The 18,459-nt window shown below is 64.2% G+C and carries 15 protein-coding genes; 9 read left to right on the plus strand and 6 right to left on the minus strand.

All coding sequences use genetic code 11. The features are described 5' to 3' along the window. The first annotated feature begins 91 nt into the window (after window positions 1-91). The 3 genes from C4S68_RS18395 to C4S68_RS18405 are packed head-to-tail and all read left to right on the plus strand — an operon-like array spanning window position 92 to window position 3,417. The gene (locus C4S68_RS18395) at window positions 92-2,242 is read left to right on the plus strand and encodes an ABC-F family ATP-binding cassette domain-containing protein (protein WP_103934582.1); all 2,151 of its coding nucleotides are present in this window, start codon (window positions 92-94) and stop codon (window positions 2,240-2,242) included. A gap of 17 nt (window positions 2,243-2,259) precedes the next feature. Beyond that, a complete protein-coding gene (locus C4S68_RS18400; RefSeq protein ID WP_103934583.1) occupies window positions 2,260-2,736 on the plus strand; it encodes a DUF3052 family protein in 477 nt (158 codons plus the stop codon). Window positions 2,737-2,742: 6 nt separating this feature from the next. Further along, complete coding sequence (locus tag C4S68_RS18405; protein WP_103934584.1) at window positions 2,743-3,417, plus strand: DUF6624 domain-containing protein; 675 nt, start codon at window positions 2,743-2,745, stop codon at window positions 3,415-3,417. Window positions 3,418-3,428: 11 nt separating this feature from the next. Here C4S68_RS18405 and C4S68_RS18410 read toward each other — a convergent pair whose 3' ends face one another. Continuing rightward, window positions 3,429-5,081: a Na+/H+ antiporter gene (locus C4S68_RS18410; protein WP_103934585.1), complete on the minus strand. Its 1,653-nt coding sequence runs from the start codon at window positions 5,079-5,081 to the stop codon at window positions 3,429-3,431. A 178-nt stretch (window positions 5,082-5,259) separates the two neighbouring features. Here C4S68_RS18410 and C4S68_RS18415 point away from each other — a divergent pair, with 178 nt between their 5' ends. From C4S68_RS18415 to C4S68_RS18430, 4 genes are all read left to right on the plus strand, one after another. Continuing rightward, window positions 5,260-5,829 carry a hypothetical protein gene (locus C4S68_RS18415; protein ID WP_103934586.1) on the plus strand — a complete coding sequence of 190 codons (570 nt, stop codon included), beginning with the start codon at window positions 5,260-5,262 and terminating at the stop codon, window positions 5,827-5,829. After that, entirely contained in the window at window positions 5,822-6,175 is a 354-nt protein-coding gene (locus C4S68_RS18420; protein ID WP_103934587.1) for a hypothetical protein, read from the plus strand. Before C4S68_RS18415 ends, C4S68_RS18420 begins: the two co-directional genes overlap by 8 nt. A gap of 63 nt (window positions 6,176-6,238) precedes the next feature. Further along, window positions 6,239-7,171 carry a ketopantoate reductase family protein gene (locus tag C4S68_RS18425; protein ID WP_103934826.1) on the plus strand — a complete coding sequence of 311 codons (933 nt, stop codon included), beginning with the start codon at window positions 6,239-6,241 and terminating at the stop codon, window positions 7,169-7,171. Window positions 7,172-7,265: 94 nt separating this feature from the next. Beyond that, window positions 7,266-10,157, plus strand: coding sequence for a phosphoenolpyruvate carboxylase (locus C4S68_RS18430; RefSeq protein WP_103934588.1), 2,892 nt, complete (start codon window positions 7,266-7,268; stop codon window positions 10,155-10,157). 2 nt (window positions 10,158-10,159) lie between these two features. On the opposite strand, the gene C4S68_RS18435 is transcribed toward C4S68_RS18430, so the two are convergent. Then, window positions 10,160-10,786: a hypothetical protein gene (locus C4S68_RS18435; RefSeq protein WP_103934589.1), complete on the minus strand. Its 627-nt coding sequence runs from the start codon at window positions 10,784-10,786 to the stop codon at window positions 10,160-10,162. A gap of 59 nt (window positions 10,787-10,845) precedes the next feature. Here C4S68_RS18435 and C4S68_RS18440 point away from each other — a divergent pair, with 59 nt between their 5' ends. Continuing rightward, window positions 10,846-12,006 carry an esterase gene (locus tag C4S68_RS18440; RefSeq protein WP_235011701.1) on the plus strand — a complete coding sequence of 387 codons (1,161 nt, stop codon included), beginning with the start codon at window positions 10,846-10,848 and terminating at the stop codon, window positions 12,004-12,006. 263 nt (window positions 12,007-12,269) lie between these two features. On the opposite strand, the gene C4S68_RS18445 is transcribed toward C4S68_RS18440, so the two are convergent. From C4S68_RS18445 to C4S68_RS18455, 3 genes are all read right to left on the minus strand, one after another. Further along, on the minus strand, window positions 12,270-13,985 hold the full coding sequence (locus C4S68_RS18445) for a carboxylesterase/lipase family protein (RefSeq protein WP_103934590.1): 1,716 nt from the start codon (window positions 13,983-13,985) through the stop codon (window positions 12,270-12,272). Window positions 13,986-14,067: 82 nt separating this feature from the next. Continuing rightward, entirely contained in the window at window positions 14,068-14,820 is a 753-nt protein-coding gene (locus C4S68_RS18450) for a hypothetical protein (protein ID WP_103934591.1), read from the minus strand. Window positions 14,821-14,933: 113 nt separating this feature from the next. Continuing rightward, the gene (locus C4S68_RS18455; protein WP_327333852.1) at window positions 14,934-16,295 is read right to left on the minus strand and encodes an MFS transporter; all 1,362 of its coding nucleotides are present in this window, start codon (window positions 16,293-16,295) and stop codon (window positions 14,934-14,936) included. Between the two features lie 161 nt (window positions 16,296-16,456). Here C4S68_RS18455 and C4S68_RS18460 point away from each other — a divergent pair, with 161 nt between their 5' ends. After that, entirely contained in the window at window positions 16,457-16,951 is a 495-nt protein-coding gene (locus C4S68_RS18460) for a HesB/IscA family protein (protein WP_103934592.1), read from the plus strand. A 16-nt stretch (window positions 16,952-16,967) separates the two neighbouring features. Here the strand turns inward: C4S68_RS18460 and C4S68_RS18465 are convergent, their stop codons facing one another. Continuing rightward, window positions 16,968-18,419, minus strand: a complete 1,452-nt coding sequence (locus tag C4S68_RS18465) for a diguanylate cyclase (protein WP_146072220.1) — start codon at window positions 18,417-18,419, stop codon at window positions 16,968-16,970. Window positions 18,420-18,459: the final 40 nt, after the last annotated feature.

Below are 18,459 nucleotides of genomic sequence, written 5' to 3' on the forward strand. Positions count from 1 at the left end.
GCGCGGGCGATCCCCGTTGCGTGGAGTGAGCGGAAGGTGCGGAATGCCGTGAAACGGGCCGGTCTTGCGGCCAATGAGAGAATGAAGATGCATGCTTCAACTTTCAGGCGCCGGCAAACGTTTCGGCCACAAACTCCTCTTTGAAGAACTGAACTGGCTGGTCACCCCCAACGAGCGCACGGGGCTCGTGGGCGGCAATGGCACCGGCAAATCCACGCTGCTTAAGATCCTGGGCGGCTTCGAGGGCCTGGACTACGGCCAGCGCACGCTGGTGAAGGGCATGACCATCGGCTACCTGCCACAGGATGGCCTGGCCATGCGCGGCAAGACGGTCTTCGAGGAGTGCCTCTCGGTCTTCGACGAACTGCGCGAGATGGAGAAGGAGAGCGAAGCGCTGACGCATGTGCTCTCCGACGCCGATCCCAAGAGCAAGGAGTATGCCGCGGCGGCCGATCGCTACTCCGAGATTGCCGAACATCTGCACGTGCACGACATCTACACGCTGGATGCGCAGGTGGGTGCGGTGCTGGGCGGACTGGGCTTCAGCAAGGAAGACTGGGAGCGCAAGACCGAGGAGTTCTCGGGCGGCTGGCAGATGCGTATCGCGCTGGCGAAGCTGCTGCTGCAGAAGCCTTCGCTGCTGTTGCTCGACGAGCCTACGAACCATCTCGATATCGAGTCGCGTAACTGGCTTGAGGAGTACCTGAACGGCTACGAGAACGCGTTCATCCTGATCTCGCACGATCGCTACTTCCTGGACATGACGGTGAAGAAGATCGTCGAGGTCTGGAACAAGCGGATGCATGTGTACCACGGCAACTACGAGAAGTACCTGACGCTGAAGGAAGAGCGCCGCACGCAGCTGATGGCGGCGTACAAGAACCAGCGCGACCGCATCGAGGCGCTGGAGGCCTTCATCAATCGCTTCCGCGCGCAGGCCACCAAGGCCAAGCAGGTGCAGTCGCGCGTCAAGGAGCTCGAAAAGATCGAGCGCATCGAGGTGCCGGAGGAGGAAGCGACGATTCACTTCAGCTTCCCGCAGCCAATCGCCTCGGGGCGCACGGTGGTTGAGGTTACGAACCTCTGCAAGGACTTCCCGACCCCGGATGGCGGCACCAAGCGCGTGCTGGAGAATCTGAACTTCACCATCGAGCGCGGGGATCGCGTGGCGCTGGTGGGGGCGAACGGTGCGGGTAAGTCGACGCTGATTCGCTTGCTGTCCGACCTCGACAAGCCGACCAGCGGACAGATCAAGCTCGGCCACAACGTGCTGCCGGACTATTTCGCGCAGGACCAGTACAAGGTGCTGGATCACTCGCACGAGATGCTGGACGACATCACGGGTGCGAACCCGAAGGTCGATGTGGTGACGCTGCGCTCGCTGCTGGGCTGCTTCATGTTCTCCGGCGATGATGTGTTCAAGAAGCTCGGCGTGCTTTCGGGCGGCGAACGCAATCGTTATGCGATGGCGAAGATGCTGGTGTCGCCTTCGAACTTCCTGATGCTGGACGAGCCGACGAACCATCTCGATCTGCGCGCGAAGGATGTACTGCTGGACGCGATCAAGAACTTCAACGGCACGGTGCTGTTCGTCTCGCATGATCGCTACTTCATCGACGGGCTCGCGACGCGGGTCTTCGAGGTGGAGAACAAGCGGGTGCACATCTATCCCGGCAACTACGAGGACTACATGTTCCGCAAGAGCGGCGGCAGTGTCGCGCATGCAGGGACGGCAGCGAAGATCCTGGGCAGCGAGAACTCTGCCAACGCCAAGGTGGATGCAGCTACGGGGATGATCAAGCCGGTGAAGCAGACCGGAACGGCCGACGCGAAGACGCCTCCAGCAAAGGAGCCGGCGGCTGTGCAGGTGAAGGCGGTTGTCATCGACGGTGGATTCGATGACGCTCCGTTTGTCTCGGCCGTTGAGCCTGCAGGCGCGAACAGCACGCATGAGATCGAAGGCTCGCTGGCAGCGGTCGTGCCCACGCCGAAGTCGAATGTGAAGAAGCTGAACCCGATCAAGTTGAAGCTGCTTGAGGATCGTGTGGGCGCGCTGGAAGATGAGCTGGCGGATCTCGAGTCGCGCATTGCGGCGGCTGTGGGGCAGCAGGGTTTCTTCACGAACGCTGAAGCCGCGCGCACGCTGGCGGCGGAGATCGAAGGACTGCGCGAACAGCACGCCGCCCGCACAGCGCAGTGGGAAGAGTTGGCGATGCAGCTTGAGGAACAGGCGACCGCGTAGTACACACGAGGGCAGGCATGAGTCCTTCGAAGGCGCCGAAATCGCCGCAACCGCATCGCGACTACTCCGGCACGCCGCTGGAGCGGAAGCTTGGCCTGGTGACGGCGAAGGGTGGCGTGGGCGAGGTTGCGTTGCTCGGGGAGCCTGATGGCTTTCGCGAACTGCTGGGTGGAGTCGGCGCGGCTGAAGGCGTTTTGCTACAGACAAGGCTACGACCTGCGAGTGCGCTGGCACTCTGCTTCGTGCGATCAAAGCGTGAGCTGGCGGCGACGATGGAGCTGCTGACGGCGCAGTTGCCGATGAGGGCGCATGTGTGGATCATGCATCGGAAGGCGCATCCCAAGGCGCATGCCAAGCCGGACTTCAGCCAGAATGACGTGCGCGATGCCGGGCTGGCCGTTGGTCTCGTCGACTACAAGGTTTGTTCGGTGAATCAGGATTGGTCCGGGCTGAAGTTCGCCTGGCGCAAAGAGCCCTCGAAGGCCGGACAATAGAAGGCGATGAAGATCAAGACTCGGATGGGAATGGCCGTTGTCACGGCTGTGCTGCTCACGCTTCCAGGGCTCGCGCAGCAGCCCTGGGAGGTCACCTTGCACCAGCGGCACGATGCGCTGGTCGCGAAGAATGGCCCGGGCACCGATGCCGCGTTGCGCGACCGTCTGCTCGCCATGGGCAAAGAGGACCAGAGTGTGCGCTTTCGCAACGTCAACGCGCCAGCGGACGAGAAGAATGCGACCGCGGCGGAGCTTTCTGCGGTGGATCATAAGCTCACCGATGAGCTGCGGGAGATCTACGCCGCGCATGGCTGGCCGACGATCGCGATGGTGGGGTATGACGCTTCGCAGGCCGCGATGGTGATTCTCACGCACTCGCCGGATCATGGGTTCCAGCGGGCGTTACTGCCGCGGCTGGAAGGCCTGGCGCACGCTGACCGCATCGACGGGGCGCAGGTTGCCGTGGCCGTCGACAAGGAGCTTGTCTCCGAAGGCAAGCCGCAGCGGTATGGTTCGCAGTTCAAGTTTGTGGATGGCCAGGCCATGATGATCGCGGTCGAGGACTCTGCGAATCTGGACAAGCGCAGGGCCGAGGTGATGCTGCCGCCCATGGATGCTTATCGCAAGCAGCTTGGCGAGATGTTTCACGTGCCAGTGTCGGACATGATCGTGCGTCCGTAGCCCGCACACGCTTATGCAGATTGACCTTCGCTGAACTCGCTGCGGCTTTCCGCGAGGTCGAGGTCACGCTCCATCTGGCGGATGACCTCATCGCCGACGCTGGAAGCGTTGCGCAGCTCCATCAGCGCGTCGCGTTCGACGAGGATGGTTCCGCGGATGAGGTCGAGGCGCTGGCGGGCCCTGTTGGCGAGCCGTTGTTCCTCCTGCTCATCGATGGTTCCTGCACCATGGCGCGTGGCTTCGAGGCGATGCTCGTACTTGTGCTTCAGGTCGTCGATGTCGTGCGCGAGTTCGTGGTCGGCATCGACGCGTTTGGCGTCGAGGAAGGTAATGGCGGTCTCTGAAAGCACGCGCATGGCGTAGCGGCGCTCTTCGGCGAGGATGTGATCGTCTCCGCCCATGCCGAGCAGGCGGATGAGGGGTGGCAGGCCGAGGCCCTGCACCACCAGCGTCACGAAGATGATGGTGAAGGTGAGGAACAGGATCAGGTTGCGCTGCTCGAAGGGCTGGCCGTTGGGCAGTGTTTCGGGAAGGCTGAGTGCCGCGGCCAGCGAGACGACGCCGCGCATGCCCATCCAGCCGAGCATGAAGATGGAGCGCGGCGGGGGCAGCGGCGTATTCGCGGGCAAGGTCCTGAAGACGCGCTTGCGCAGCCAGAAGGAGACCTTCGCTCCGGGAAAGACCCATGCCATGCGCAGCGCGATGAGTACGGCGCTGAAGGCGATGCCGTACTTGATCAGCGCGCCCACGCTGTAGCCGCGGATGCCATCGAGGATGTAGGGGAGCTGCAATCCGATGAGTGCGAAGAGCGTGCCGTTCATCAGGAAATCGAGCACGCGCCACGCGCTGAGCAGCTCCAGGCGGGCCTGCGGGGAGAGGTAGGTGGCGCTGCGGCGGCTGAGGAAGATGCCGCAGGCGACGACCGCGAGCACACCGGAGGCGCGCAGCTCCTCGGCGGCGAAGTACGCGACGTAGGGGACGATGAGGCTGACCACCATCTCGATGGGGCCCTCGTCGATCCAGCGCTCGACCCAGGTCATGGCGAGGGCCAGCAGCAGGCCGGCGCCGAGGCCTCCGATGGTGAGCCAGAGCAGTCGGAGCAGGCTGCTGCCGACGGTGGGCTCGTGCCCGCTGAGGAGCATGGTGGTGCCGAGTTCTACGGCGAGCAGGGCCGTCGCATCGTTGAGCAGGGATTCGCCTTCGATGATGGTGACGAGGCGGCGCTCGAGGCCCAGGGAGTTGGCGATGGAGGTTGCTGCGACGGCGTCGGTTGCTGCGACGATGGCGCCCAGCAGGAAGCCGGAGCGGAAGTCGAAGGCGGTGATGAAGCGGTCGGCGAAGAGAGCGATGCCGAAGACGGTGAAGAAGACCAGCCCCGTCGCGAGCATGGAGATGGAGACGATCTGGCGGCGGAACTCGGGCCAGTTGGTGTTCCACGCAGCGGCGTAGAGCAGCGGCGGCAGGGCGACGTTGAAGACGAGTGCCGGCTCCAGCCGCACGTGCGGGATGTGCGGCACGAACGACAACAGCAGGCCGGCGCAGACGAGCAGGATCGGGTAGGAGACGTTCCAGCGCCGCGCCAGCGTACCGAAGAGCGCGACCAGCACCAGCACGAAGAGCGCAATGCCCTGCACGGTGTGCGTGATGGGGGTGACGTCGGGCATGGGCAGCTCTCTTTCTCCGCGCGGGCAATCCGCGGGGTGAGGTTTGAGGATAACGAACGTCTGGCGACATTTGTTGGCGACGGCCTTTGACGGTTCCGGAAGGTCAGGTGACGTTCTCTTCATCCTGTCTTCAGCTCCTGACGGGTAGGATGGTCACGCTGTCTTCGCGGTCATTGCTATGCAGACAACCTTCCGCAGTCTTGTCACGTCGATCCACGGGTTGCTCTTCGGCAGCCTCTTCCTCATTGCTATCGCTGCGACGGTGTTGGAGCTACTGCGGCAGCAGGTGATGGTGCGGCCTGCGGAGCTGACGCCGCTCGGCCGGTTCTTCGAGCGTGCGGCTTATATCAAGATGGCGGCCTTTGGCTGGATCGCGGTGCTGCTGGGCACGTATGTGATCTACCCGTGGTATCGGGCGAAGCCTCCGGCGGGCGCCAACCTGGCGGACTATCCACGAAGCCTGTTGCTCTCGAGCCCGAACACGGCAGCGTGGCACAGCTTTGGCATGGAGTGGAAGGAGCACGCCGGCTGGATCGCGCCGATCGTTGCGACGATGCTGGCGGTGGTGATGATTCGTCATGCAGCGGCTTTGCGAGTGGACAAGCGCCTGGGCCGCGCGGTGCTGACATTCGCCTGTGCCGGGCTGCTAGCGACGGCGGTGGCGGGGTTCTTCGGTGCGATGCTGGACAAGACGGCGCCGGTCGTCGGCGGAGCGACCTACACCGTGATGGGAGGGCACCATGGCTGAGATGGAGAACAGCTACAGCGGAGCGCCGTCGGCGGTACAGGGCAGCGTATGCGCGGCGCTGGTGAGCGCGGGCCTCGGGTGCTTCGTGCTCGGGTTAACGGATGTGCTGGCCGACGCGAGCCAGGCGATGAACAAGGCTTTCAATATCTACAACCCCACGGGTGCGCTTTCGGGTGAGACGACGCTGGCGGTGGTGTTGTGGCTGGTGAGCTGGTTTGTGCTGGAGCGGATGTGGACGGCGCGGGCACCGAAGCTCGGTGCGGCGCTGGGGGCGGCGCTGGCGATGCTGCTGCTGGGGCTGGCGCTGACGTTTCCTCCGATCGTGGATGTGCTGACGGGGCACTAACTCTTTTCGCGCTGGTGCATCCCATCACCCGCAGTTTGGCCTGGCGTTGGTAGCATGGGTGCCATGCGCATTCTTGTGGTCGGCGCCGGCGCGGTCGGCGGATACTTCGGTGCACGTCTGATGGCGGCGGGTCGTGATGTCACGCTGCTGGTTCGTGAGGGCCGGGCGGCCCAGATTCGCGAGCATGGGCTGCAGGTGATCAGCCCGTTTGGCGATCTCCATTTGCAGCCCAAGCTGGTGACGGCGGCGGAGCTGCGCGCGAACCCCACGCCCTACGACCTCATCCTCCTGAGCACCAAGGCGTACTCGCTGGAGGCTGCGATGGAGGACTTCGCGCCTGCCGTGGGGGCTCAGACGTCGATTCTGCCGCTGCTGAATGGCATGCGCCATCTGGAGGCGATGGAGGCCCGGTTCGGCGCTCATGCGGTGCTGGGCGGCTCCACGCGCATCGTTTCGGACATGGATGCCGAAGGGCGCATTCATCAGCTGGAGCCACTGCATGACGTCGTCTTCGGCGAGCGCGACAAGAGCGTGACGCCGCGGATCCAGGCTATCGCCGCAGCGCTGCACGGAGCGAACTTCGACGACAAGCTGGCCCCGGACGTGCTGGCCTTCATGTGGCAGAAGTGGGTGTTCCTCGCGGCGCTGGGCGGCATCACGTGCCTGATGCGCGGCAGCATTGGCGAGGTCGCCGCGGCTCCCGGAGGGCTCGAGACGGCGGCTGCGATTCTCGATGAGACCGATGCCATCGCCACGGCGAACGGCTATCCCACGCCGCAGGCCTTCCTGGAGAACACGAGGTCGCGGGTGCTGAAGAAGGACTCTCCGCTGACGGCGTCGATGTATCGCGACCTGGAGCGTGGAGCGGCTGTGGAGGCCGACCAGATCCTGGGCGACCTCATCCGTCGAGGCAAGGAAAAGGGCGTAGCTGCGCCGCTGGTGACGGCCGCCTATGCGCAGCTGAGCGTGTATTCGGCCCGCCGCAGTAAGGGATAGAGCTGGCGCGCCGTCCGACCCCGCTTATGGACGCCCTACACTCGGCAGGACTGTGGGCAGCGGCAAAGCGGTGCCTGGCATGTCATCATCGGATATGTCTTCGTTTTGGAGCCCGGCCAGCTGGTCGGAACGTCTGGCCGAGTTGGAAGCCCGCACGGGAGAAGCCAAGCAGGCGCCGCTGCGTCGTGATGTGCGTTCGTTGGGAGCCCTGCTGGGTCAGGTGCTGCGCGAGCAGTCCCGCGACCTGCCGAATCATTCGATCTTCGATGCCGTAGAGAACCTGCGCCGCACCGCCATCGCCCGTCGTGAGGCGGACGCCAAGGGCCCCGCGCACGACCCTGAGGCCCAGCGTCTGCTCGACGAGGCGCTGGACCAGGTGCACCAGGCAGCCGGCGACTTGCAGACGGGCGAGCACGGACGGCCGTCGGCGGCCTATCGCCTGGCGCGGGCTTTCGCGTTCTACTTCGAGCTGATCAACCTCGCGGAGACGAACCATCGCAAGCGCCGCCGCCGGGCCTCGCTGCTGGATGAGAGCACACCGCCGCAGCGCGGCAGTCTGCAGGGCACGTTCCGCCGGTTGAAGGCCGTGGGCGTCACGCGCGCTGAGGCGCTGAAGCTGCTGCAGCGGGTCTGCGTGACTGCGGTCTTCACTGCTCACCCCACCGAGGTCGCCCGCCGCAGCGTGATGTTCAAGCGGCGTCGCATCTCCGACCTGCTGGCCGCGCTGGACGTTGCGCCGCTCCCGGCCAATGAGATGGAAGCTCTGGAGTCGGCGCTGCTCGCGGAGATCACCGCGTTGTGGCAGACCGACGATGTACGTTCCGAGCGGCCGACGGTGCGCGATGAGATCCGCATGGCGCTGGACTATTACGAAGCTTCGATCTTCGAGACGATTCCCGTGCTCTACGCCGAGATTGCGCACGCACTGGATGCGGAGTATCCGGCGAAACGGCCGACGCGCTTGTCCGAGCTGCCCATCGTTGCGACCTTTGGCTCGTGGATCGGCGGCGACCGCGATGGCAATCCGTTCGTGACGGCATCGACGACAGAGGAGGCGATGGCGATGGCTCGCGGTTTGCTGCGCGAGCACTACCTCGGGCGGCTGTCCCTGCTGTTTGAACAGCTGGCATCGTCGACGCGGCAGGCGCCGATCTCCGCGGCGTTGCACACGCGGCTCGAGCAGTATCTGGCGCAGCTGCGTTCGTCGGGCGCGCATAGTTTTGGCGATCGCTTTCCGCATGAGGCAGTGCGGCTGCACCTGGCCTGCGTGACGTTGCGGCTGGGTGGAACGCCGCCGACGACGATGCACCGCAACCTCTCGCTGACCAGCCGCGCGACGCTGCCGGAGTACCGCAGCGCCGATGAGCTGCTGAACGATCTGACGCTGCTGCGCGACTCCCTGGAGGAGAACCGCGGCGAGCGGCTGGCAGAGCTGTATGTCGATCCGCTGCTGCTCACGGTGCGTACCTTTGGTCTGCATCTGCAGACGCTGGATATTCGCCAGCATGCGCGCGTCCACGCTGCGGCGGTGGAAGAGTTGAGCGCGTCCACGAGCTCGCAGCAGATGGCAACGCCGTTGAGCAAGGAGACTGCCGAGGTCCTCTCGACCTTCCGCGCCATCGCCGAGCTGAAGCAGAGCTCGCCCATCGCGATTCGCCAATACGTCATCAGTGGAGCGAGTGAAGCGGAAGATGCGCTGCGCGTGCTCTGGCTGGCGCGCATGGGCAATGTGAATGTTGAAGGTGGCGATGCCGATGGCCGCCACGATCCGGGCCTGCAGCCCGTGCCGCTGTTCGAGTCCATCGAGGACCTGCAGCAGGCCCCGCGTATCTGCCGCGAGCTATGGTCGAGCGAGCTGTACAAGCCGCTGCTGAAGGCCTGGGGCGGGACGCAGGAAGTGATGCTCGGCTATTCCGACTCCAACAAGGATGGCGGCATGATCGCGTCCACGTGGGAGATCTGGAAGGCGCATCGCGCTCTGCATGAGGTGGCGCGGGAGTGCGGCGTCACGCTGCGGCTCTTCCATGGCCGCGGAGGCACGGTAGGTCGCGGTGGTGGGCCCACGCATCGCTCCATCTACGCGCAGCCGTTTGACAGCTTCACCGGCGAGCTTCGCCTCACCGAGCAGGGCGAGGTGTTGAACTGGAAGTACTCGGACGTGGTGCTCGCGGAGCGCAACCTGGAGCTGATGATCGCGGCGTCGCTCGATGCGATTGCGCGGCCGGACAAGAAGGCGAATCCGGACTGCCAGGCGCACCTTACCGGCGAGATTCTCCCCGCGTGGGAGGCTGCGTTCGATGAGCTGTCGGCGTCGTCTTTCAGCTTCTACAAGCAGCACATCATCGACAACCCGGACATCTTCACGTACTTCGATCAGGCGACGCCGGTGGCTGAGCTGGAGCACGCTCGCATCGGTTCGCGGCCTGCGAAGCGCGTGGATGCCAGCGCAACGAAGCAGCGCTCTCTGGCTGATCTGCGAGCCATCCCGTGGGTCTTCGGCTGGATGCAGTCGCGGCACGTGGTGCCCGCTTACTTCGGCGTGGGGCATGCGATCGAGAGCTTCATCGCGAAGCATGAGGATGGGCTGGCGCTGCTGCAGCAGATGATGCGCAGCTTCCCGCTGTTCCTCGACATGATCCGCAACGTGGAGATGGCGCTGGCCAAGGCCGACTTCGGCATAGCTCGGCTCTATGCGGGCCTGGTGGAAGATGAAGCGTTGCGCGAGCGGGTCTTCAGCAATCTCGAAGCGGAGTTCGACCGCACGGAGCGCATGGTTCTGGCGGTGACCGGACAGACGGAGCTGCTGGAGCGCAACGCCGTGCTGTCGAACTCGATTCGACTGCGCAATCCGTACGTCGACCCTTTGAGCCTGCTTCAGGTGGAGCTGCTGCGCCGCAAGCGTGCGGGCGAGCGCAGCGAAGAGCTGGATCGAGCGATCACGGCGACGATCAACGGCATCAGCGCTGGGTTGCGCAATACGGGCTGATGCTACTTGAGCGCCGCATCGTAGGTTTGGAGCGTGCCATTGCCAATGTCGCGTAGCGCCCCAAGATTCGCCAGTGCCTCACGAACGATGGGTTCGGCCTGGCGCAGGTCTTCGTCCCGCAAGTCATCCGGCTTCGAGGTGGCGACGAAGCTTTCGATGCGCAGGAAGGAATCGAGGGTCTTTTCTTCCTGACGCTCGTACTGTTCCTGCTCCTTGTAGCACTCGGCGAAGTCTTCGACGAGGGTGTAGGCCATGTAGGACGCCGCACCGGTGGTGGAGGCGGAGCGCCAGGCCGCGTCGCGGAGTGGGCCTTCCTGGATGCCAAGCCGCAGCTGGTGCGAGTCCATCGCCTTGTGCGCGAGACGACCGTCGATGTAGTGGATCACTGCAACCAGGTCCTTCATCTCGCTATCGATGGCGCCCTGCAGCTGCACCACGTGGTTGCGGTTCTCGCGCAGTTCCTGACGAATCTGTTCTTCGGCCTCGATGCGCTGATGCCTGTGGTGCACCGCCTCCGCAGCGTTCTCGAGCCCGAGCGCGATCAGCAGGCCGACGGTAATCGTTCCGAGATGCACGAAAAACTCGCGTGTACCGTTGATAGGGTGCTCCGGGGCGTGGACGTCCAGCATGGAAACTCCGCGATGGGGTATGAGTTGTGGCTAGACTATCAGCCCGTTGGTGTGGCTCAATGTTTCGCATGAAGCTTGGTCTGCTTGCCGCTGTCCTTGCCGCCGGGACCCTTACCGTTGCCGCGTCCACCGCAACAGCCCAGCTGATGCCCAACAAGCCCGTCGAGTACAAGACGCACGAGGTGAACGCCGATGGTTCGATCACCTTTCGCTATCCGGATGCGAGCGCGAAGCAGGTGGTAGTGGCGACGGATGCTTCGCTGAAGCCGCTCGAGATGAAGCGCGACGACAGCGGCATGTGGTCGGTGACCACTCCGCCGCTGACGCCGGAGGTCTACGGCTATACCTTCCTCGTCGATGGAGTGCAGCACCTGGACCCTCGCAACAGCGATGTGAGACCGAACTACAACTCGTACTTCAGCAACGTCACTGTGCCTGCAACTCCGCCTGCGCCCTGGGAGATGAACGCCGTGTCGCACGGCCGCGTGGATCATCACACTTACACGACGCATATCGCGACAAACATCCCGCAGAATCAGGACAGTTACATCGTTTACACGCCAGCGGGATATGACGAGCACAAGAAGGGCGGCTATCCGGTGATGTATCTCCTGCATGGGTGGAGCGACCCGGAGACGGGCTGGATTGGCGTCGGCAAGGCGGACATGATCCTCGACAAGCTGATCGCCGACGGCAAAGCCGTACCGATGATTGTGGTGATGCCGCTGGGCTATGGCAACTTCGACTTTGCGACGCATGGCATGAGTGTGTGGAGCGACCCGGCGAAGGTGGTCGAGAACGTGCACCTGTACGAGCAGATGCTCGAGCAGGAGGTGATGCCTGCGGTCGAGCACGAGTACAACGTGGCGAAGGGACGCGAGAACCGCGCCATTGCAGGGCTTTCGATGGGCGGGCTGGAGACCTTGTCCGTGGGCCTGAAGCATACGGATCAGTTCGCGTATGTGGTCGCGATGAGCTCTGCGGTGCAGGGCGCTCATTACGACGAGACGTGGCCGGGGCTGGATGCGAAGAAGGCGAGCCTGAAGCTGCTGTGGGTGAGCTGCGGCGTCAGCGATCCGCTGGTGACGCCGAACCGCGCGTTCATCACGTGGGCGAAGACGAAGGGCTTCGATGTGAATGCGGTGGAAACTCCGGGTGCGCACACATGGGTGGTGTGGCGCGACAACCTGGTGCACGTGGCGCCGATGTTGTTCCGGTAGAACGAAGCTCTATGCGGGCCTTCGCATGCTCAATCAGCCGATACACCTCTGGGGCTAAACCCGGTGATTTAGGAGCGTTAACGGCGGGCCTGAAGCCCTGCCCTAACAATCCGGACTTGCGCAAAAATCCCCTAAGAGCTAAGAGCTAAGAGCTAAGAGCTAAGAGCTAAGAGCTAAGAGCTAAGAGCTAAGAGCTAAGAGCTAAGAGCTAAGAGCTAAGAGCTAAGAGCTAAGAGCTAAGAGCTAAGAGCTAAGAGCTACTCCTATGTTCCCGGCTGCACGTACGGTACCTGGCCGAGATAGCTACGTTCCCGGCCGCGCGGATCGTCTTCGATCCGTGGTGGGTCGTTGAGGATAAGCGTGGCTCGCTGCCTGAGGTCGAAGGTGGGCCAGTGGGGCAGCTTCGGGTTGTTGGGATTGCCCGTTCGCGCGAAGGCGATGTAGGTCTCACTGACGATCTCGGCCATGTGCTGTGCGCGTGCCTGGTCTGCTGGGCTTGCGCCCACCATGCCTGGCGAGAGCGCAACGTTGTCGAAGGCCAACGGAATGTCGAGCGTGTGTGGCGCGCCCCACTTGCCGCCGTCGACGCCGCTCTTCCAGTTCAACTGATAGACCCAGGTGTGAGGCTGCGATTTGGGATCGGCCGCGCGGCGATCGGCCTCGATGACCTCGCCGCGCCACGAGCGCGAGTCTGTGGTAACGGCGAAGAACACATCGGCTGGTGAGTAATCGGGATGCCACTCGCGATACTTCGCGACGACCTCGGCTGCGGGCAGCGAGACGGTGTCGCTGCGCAGGAAGGGATCGTTCTTCTCGAGTGCTGCGGGCAGGGCTTCCCACGTGAGCGAGAAGAGCGCAGGCTGGCCGCCGCCAATGAGCACACGTGTCTCGTCGTGCGTGTTGCCGAGGATCATCGGGATGCTAGTGGATTGTTGCGGATCGGTCGGCGAGAAGGGATCGACGGGCAGCGAGCGGCCATCGCGCACCGGGCCAAAGTAGCCTGCGCTGCGTGTCGCGCGCTGGATCTCTTCCATGCTCGCGGAGCGTAGCACCTTCGCGGCTTCGGCAGGAGTTGCACCTTCCGCGACGCCAAGAGCCTTCAGCGCAGCCTGTGCGCGAGGCGTAGCGTGCGCTGGTTCAACGCCGGTGACCTGCTGGCCGCTCATCGAGAGAACGCGATGGAAGAGTCCCTTTGCCGGAGGCTGGGCCATCAGCGTGGCGCACTTGGCTCCGCCGCCGGACTGGCCGAAGATCATCACACGGTTGGGGTCGCCGCCAAAGTGCGCGATGTTCTCGCGCACCCATTGCAGCGCGAGTATGAGGTCGAGCTGGCCAGCGTTGCCGGAGTCTTCAAAGCCCTGCCCTGGCACCGCGTCGGCGAGGTACATGTAGCCGAAGGCGTTGAGGCGATGATTCACGCAGACGACGACCACATCGCCGCGTTTCGCGAGCCGTGAGCCGTCGTAGAGCGCGGCGTTGGCTGTGCCGTTGGCGAAAGCTCCGCCGTGGATGTAGAACATCACGGGACGAAGGAGGCGCGGCGCGGCACGGCCCTCGGGATATTGCAGTGATGGTGTCCACAGGTTGAGGTGCAGGCAGTCTTCGCTCTGCGGGCCTTCATCGGGAGGCAGGTGATAGCCCGTCGGTGGAGGTGCGTCGCGCTTGCCGCTCTCATACGCAGGCCGCGCGCCGACGACCTGCGGCGCTCGCGGCGCCCATGCCAGGCAGTCGCGAACTTCAGACCACTCGTCGGGGCGCTGCGGCGCGGCGAAGCGTGTCTTCGCCGTGTCCATGCCGTACGGTATGCCCTTGAAGCCGACCATACCTTCCGCGGTGCGATAGCCACGCACAGGGCCGTTGCCGGTATGCGCAACGAGAGGATCGTTGGCATAGGTCTGCCCGAGGACTTGCAGCGGGCGAGGCGCGAGCCACATGGTGCTCGCGATCGATCCGGACTTGAGGAGTTCACGACGGTTCATGCGGGCACCATGGGGGAAAGAACATTCGGCTCCTAGCTCCTAGCTACTGGCTTCTAGCTCTGAGCTATTCGCTATTCGCTTCTTACTGCTTCTCCGGCGTAACCTTCACGGCCTTGTTCTTCTCGAACTCGATGTCGATGGGGTGGCCATCGTTCGCGAAGTGTACGGTGCTGTTGCCGAAGTCATTGCTGCTGGGTTTCATCACCTGGCCGAGGGCCATCATGGACTGGTTCAAGGTCATGCCGGGGACGACCTCGTGCTTGTCCACGTGCGACCAGGCTTCAGGGCCCCAGTGCTTGTAGAGCTGATGCGGATCGTCGTAGAACATGATCTCGTCGGTGTAGAAGGTGTACTGGCCCGCGTCGTAATAGCCGACGGGTGTTGCATAGAGTTGCTTCGGGTCCGCGGAGTTGGGCATCGTGAAGGCGAGCAGTACATGCTTCTGGCCTGCGGGGATGCGGAAGGTGGCGTTGCCCTTCTTCGGCGGCACCTGCTCGAAGACGTCTTTGATCTCCAGCGGCGTTGCGGCCCATAGCGTGTCGACGGGCTTCGAGTAATCCACGTGCTTGCCGGTGTCCTTGAAGTAGTCGAGCTGGCCGCCGGCACTGACCCAGATGGTCTTGCCGATGAGGTCGCGCTCGTCCTTCAGCGAGTCGGGCCGCAGCTTACGCGGGAAGACCGTGTCGTCGTCGGAGAGCGTGGGGCGATCTGCGATGACCTTTGTAGCGGGGCCACTGTCGTCCGTGTGCGCCTTATATGCAAAGTAGACGCGTGTGCCGAGAACCGCAGCAAGGACAGCGGCGACGCCGAGTCCGATCTTCAAGCCATTCGTCATCGTGGTGTGGTTCTCCCTGTCTGGCGGTTCAGGTTTCTTCGTTGCGGAGTTTCTTCGTGACGGAGTTTCTTCGTAACCAAGGTAGTAGATGCAGCGCCGACTGCCAACCGCTGCTAACCCACCGGTTCCATCGACGAGAACTGCTTCTCCACCTCGATCAGGTCTTCGGCTGTGAGCTTGTCGGCCTGGCGCAGGGCGGGAAAGAAGACCGACCACAGGCCGGTGACGGCGAGGGAAGCGATGCCGCCGAGGACCACGGCGCGGACGGCTCCGAACCAGTGGGCGGTGAGGCCGCTCTCGTACTCGCCGAACTCGTTGGAGGCGCCGAGGAAGAGCCAGTTGATGCTCGAGACGCGGCCGCGCATCTCGTTGGGTGTGGCGAGCTGCAGGATGGACGAGCGTACGACCACGCTGATCATGTCCGTCGCTCCGACGATGAACAGCGCCAGGCAGCTGAGCCAGACGTTGCGGCTGAGGCCGAAGAGGACCGTCGCTGCGCCGAAGCCGGCGACGCAGATGAGCATGGTGCGTCCTGCGCTGCGCTGGATGGGCCGGGCGAGCAGGCTGAGCGAGACCAGCAGCGCGCCGACCGAGGGCATCGCGCGCAGCAGGCCCAGGCCGTGTGGCCCGGCGTGCAGCACTGTGTCGGCGAAGATGGGCATCAGCGAGACGGCTCCGCCCAGCAGCACGGCGAAGAGGTCCAGCGAGATGGAGCCGAGCAAGAGGCGTGTGCTGATGACGTAACGCAGCCCGGCGAGCATGGTGTCGACGGTGAAGCCCTTCTGCTCGCCTGCACCGCGGGGATGGATCTGCAGGATCATCACGAGGAAGGTAGCGAGCGCGAGGATGGTGAAGCAGTAGACGAGCGGAGCTCCGTTGACGACTGCGAAGCGGCCGGAGAAGTCGTGTGCGAGGTCGATGACGAAGAGCAGGCCACCGATCATGGGGCCGGTGACGTTGGCGATCTGGAAGATGCTCGCGCCCCAGGTGACGGCGTTGACGAAGTGTTCTTTGGGCACCAGTGTGGGCACGAGAGCCCCGGCGGCCGGCCCGGCGAAGCAGCGGCAGGTGCCGATGATGGCGAGCACACCGTAGACCGCCCAGACGTTGCGCACGCCGTGGAGCGTGATGGCGAGCAGCAGGGTGGAGGCGGTCAGCTGGCCGGAGTAGCAGACCAGCAGGACGGTGCGGCGGTCGTAGCGATCGGCCACGTGCCCGGCTGGCAGGGTGAAGAGCATCATGGGCAGGAAGAGCGCGAGGCCGGTGTAGCCGAGAGCCATCGCGGAATGGGTGAGCTGGTAGATCTGCCAGGCGACGCCGACGGCCTGGGCTTCGGCGGCCATCGTCCCCAGGAAACGCGCGGCGGAGTAGAAGCGGAAGTCGCGGTAGCGCCAGGCGATGGTGGGGGGCAGGGCATGCAGCATGCCCCGGGAGTGGGCGGCGTTCTCTTTGGGTGTACTGTCGGCCTCGGCCATCTGTCTATGCTGCCACAACGCTCTGGTTGCCCGGCCGGTAGGGTGTATTAAGGACGATCCGCAGAAAATCTGGCCCGGATTCGGGTCTTGAGGCGCGGGATTCGGGTTGCTATCGGCCAGCTGAATCCCCGGGCTACCCGGTACAATCAAATACAGACGTTATGGCGAGCACGCTACTCCAACCCGGAACGAACGCGCCGAAGCCCGGCGCGGGTCTTGAGTCCAAGGACCCGCTGGCGGGGATGGTGCTGCTGCCTGCGGAAGGCTTTGCCCCTCGCGCGAAGAACGCTGTCGAGATCACGAAGAATGCGCTCAAGCGCATCCGCGTGGCCATGGCTAAGGAAGGCGTTTCGCCCGACGATGGCGGTCTGCGGCTGGGTGTCCAGGGCGGCGGCTGCAGCGGTCTGAGCTACAACATCCGCTTCGATACGAAGCCCCGTGAACGCGACCGGGTGTTCGTGTTTGGCGAAGGTCTCGAGACGCCGAACGATCCTTCCGGTGGCAAGGCCGTCAAGGTCTTCGTCGATCCCAAGAGCTTCCTCTACCTGGCTGGCATGGTGCTGGACTTCGAGGAGACGCTGATGCGGCAGGGCTTCAACTTCATCAATCCGAACTCGACGAAGTCGTGCGGCTGCGGTTCCAGCTTCTCGGCGTAACGCGCTCCGCCACCATTCAGGCGGCTTCGGTCTCGCAATCAGCCATTTCCACTCGATTCCGCCCAGCGCGCTTGGCGCGGTACAGGGCGGTGTCGGCTTCGTGGATCAGGAGCTCGGGGTGATCGCCGACCTGCGGCCAAAGGACGCAGACGCCGATGCTGAGTGAGACGACGCCTCCGGCGGCTGGATTGCCGTCGTTGGGCAGCTTGAGATCAAGGGCCCGCTGACGGATGTCTTCGGCCTTGCGGGCTGCGCTCTCCAGGCTGGCTTCCGGCATCAGGATGGCGAACTCCTCGCCGCCGTAGCGGGAGACCATGTCGTAGCCGCGCTTGGGGACCTCGAGGAGCATCTTGCCGATCTCCTTCAGGCAGTGGTCGCCGTGCTGGTGGCCGTGGGTGTCGTTCAGGTGCTTGAAGTGGTCGAGGTCGATCATGATGAGCGCGACCGGTCCCTGACGGCGGACGGCGCGGCGGAACTCGGTCGTGAGCATGCGGTCGAAGTGGCGGCGATTGAAGACCCCGGTCAGGCCATCGCGGATGGAGAGCTCGTTGAGCTCGACGGTCATCTCGCAGAGGGAGGCCTGCATGCGAAGGAGCTCCTGCTGGGTGCCTTCGAGCTCCTCGTTGATCATGCGTAGTTCTTCGTTGGCGGAGTTCAGCTGGTTGTGGGCATCGCTGAGCTGCTCATGGGCCTTGCGCAGCTGTTCATGGGCTTCGCTGAGGGCTGTGATGCGGCGTTCGTCGAAGGCGGCTCCGGCGAGTGTACCGAGCAGGACAATCGCAGTGAGAATACCGACACCGCAGGAGCCGAGCAGCCCGACGTGAATGGTGTGCGCCAGGTCAGGCTCTGCGCCCATGTCATGGAAGTGCACCGTGGCCATCGCGGTGTAGTGCATGGCAGCGATGCCAATTCCCATGAGCGAGGACGCCAGCGTGCGGCGCAGGATGGTGCGGCAACGGGTGCAATTGGTGGCCCGGGAGGCCACGGCGAGGGAGGTCCAGGCAAAGACGCCAGCGGCGGCGACGGCGAGCACGATGCCCCACGGCTGGTAGACCTCCATGGCGCGGGAGCGCATCGCGGCCATGCCGGTGTAGTGCATGCCGCCGATGCCGGCGGCCATCAGCAGAGCGCTGGCCAGCAGGCGGCGGCGGGTCGTTTCCGCGTGGCTGATCTGTTCGAGCACAACGGCCGAGGCAGCGACTGCCATGAGCGCGGAGAGAATGACAGTGGGCCAGTGGTAGAGCACCTCGACGGGGAGCACCACGGCCAGCATGCCCAGATAGTGCATGCTCCAGATGCCGCCGCCGAGGGCGATCGACCCACCGGAGAGCCAGATCGTGCGCTGCAGCACTGTGGTCGAAGCGCGCATGCGGTCGGCCAGCGTCAGCGCAGCGTAGGCTGAGGCGATGGAGGTGGCAACGGAAGCCACCACCAGCCAGGGAAGATACCGCACTGTGAGCTCTGACATCCTGATGCCCGATTCTGCCGCCCGAAGCTCCTCGGTGATG

Origin of the sequence: Bryocella elongata, from assembly GCF_900108185.1 — a bacterium.
In the GTDB taxonomy this organism is placed as follows: domain Bacteria; phylum Acidobacteriota; class Terriglobia; order Terriglobales; family Acidobacteriaceae; genus Granulicella; species Granulicella elongata.

Excerpts from the sequence above, each read along its gene's own strand:
- C4S68_RS18465 (WP_146072220.1), bottom strand. The coding sequence starts at position 18,419 with ATGTCAGAGCTCACAGTGCGGTATCTTCCCTGGCTGGTGGTGGCTTCC.
- C4S68_RS18450 (WP_103934591.1), bottom strand. The coding sequence starts at position 14,820 with ATGACGAATGGCTTGAAGATCGGACTCGGCGTCGCCGCTGTCCTTGCT.
- C4S68_RS18420 (WP_103934587.1), top strand. The coding sequence starts at position 5,822 with ATGGCTGAGATGGAGAACAGCTACAGCGGAGCGCCGTCGGCGGTACAG.
- C4S68_RS18405 (WP_103934584.1), top strand. The coding sequence starts at position 2,743 with ATGAAGATCAAGACTCGGATGGGAATGGCCGTTGTCACGGCTGTGCTG.
- C4S68_RS18430 (WP_103934588.1), top strand. The coding sequence starts at position 7,266 with ATGTCTTCGTTTTGGAGCCCGGCCAGCTGGTCGGAACGTCTGGCCGAG.
- C4S68_RS18460 (WP_103934592.1), top strand. The coding sequence starts at position 16,457 with ATGGCGAGCACGCTACTCCAACCCGGAACGAACGCGCCGAAGCCCGGC.
- C4S68_RS18455 (WP_327333852.1), bottom strand. The coding sequence starts at position 16,295 with ATGGCCGAGGCCGACAGTACACCCAAAGAGAACGCCGCCCACTCCCGG.
- C4S68_RS18395 (WP_103934582.1), top strand. The coding sequence starts at position 92 with ATGCTTCAACTTTCAGGCGCCGGCAAACGTTTCGGCCACAAACTCCTC.
- C4S68_RS18445 (WP_103934590.1), bottom strand. The coding sequence starts at position 13,985 with ATGAACCGTCGTGAACTCCTCAAGTCCGGATCGATCGCGAGCACCATG.
- C4S68_RS18435 (WP_103934589.1), bottom strand. The coding sequence starts at position 10,786 with ATGCTGGACGTCCACGCCCCGGAGCACCCTATCAACGGTACACGCGAG.
- C4S68_RS18410 (WP_103934585.1), bottom strand. The coding sequence starts at position 5,081 with ATGCCCGACGTCACCCCCATCACGCACACCGTGCAGGGCATTGCGCTC.
- C4S68_RS18425 (WP_103934826.1), top strand. The coding sequence starts at position 6,239 with ATGCGCATTCTTGTGGTCGGCGCCGGCGCGGTCGGCGGATACTTCGGT.
- C4S68_RS18440 (WP_235011701.1), top strand. The coding sequence starts at position 10,846 with ATGTTTCGCATGAAGCTTGGTCTGCTTGCCGCTGTCCTTGCCGCCGGG.
- C4S68_RS18400 (WP_103934583.1), top strand. The coding sequence starts at position 2,260 with ATGAGTCCTTCGAAGGCGCCGAAATCGCCGCAACCGCATCGCGACTAC.
- C4S68_RS18415 (WP_103934586.1), top strand. The coding sequence starts at position 5,260 with ATGCAGACAACCTTCCGCAGTCTTGTCACGTCGATCCACGGGTTGCTC.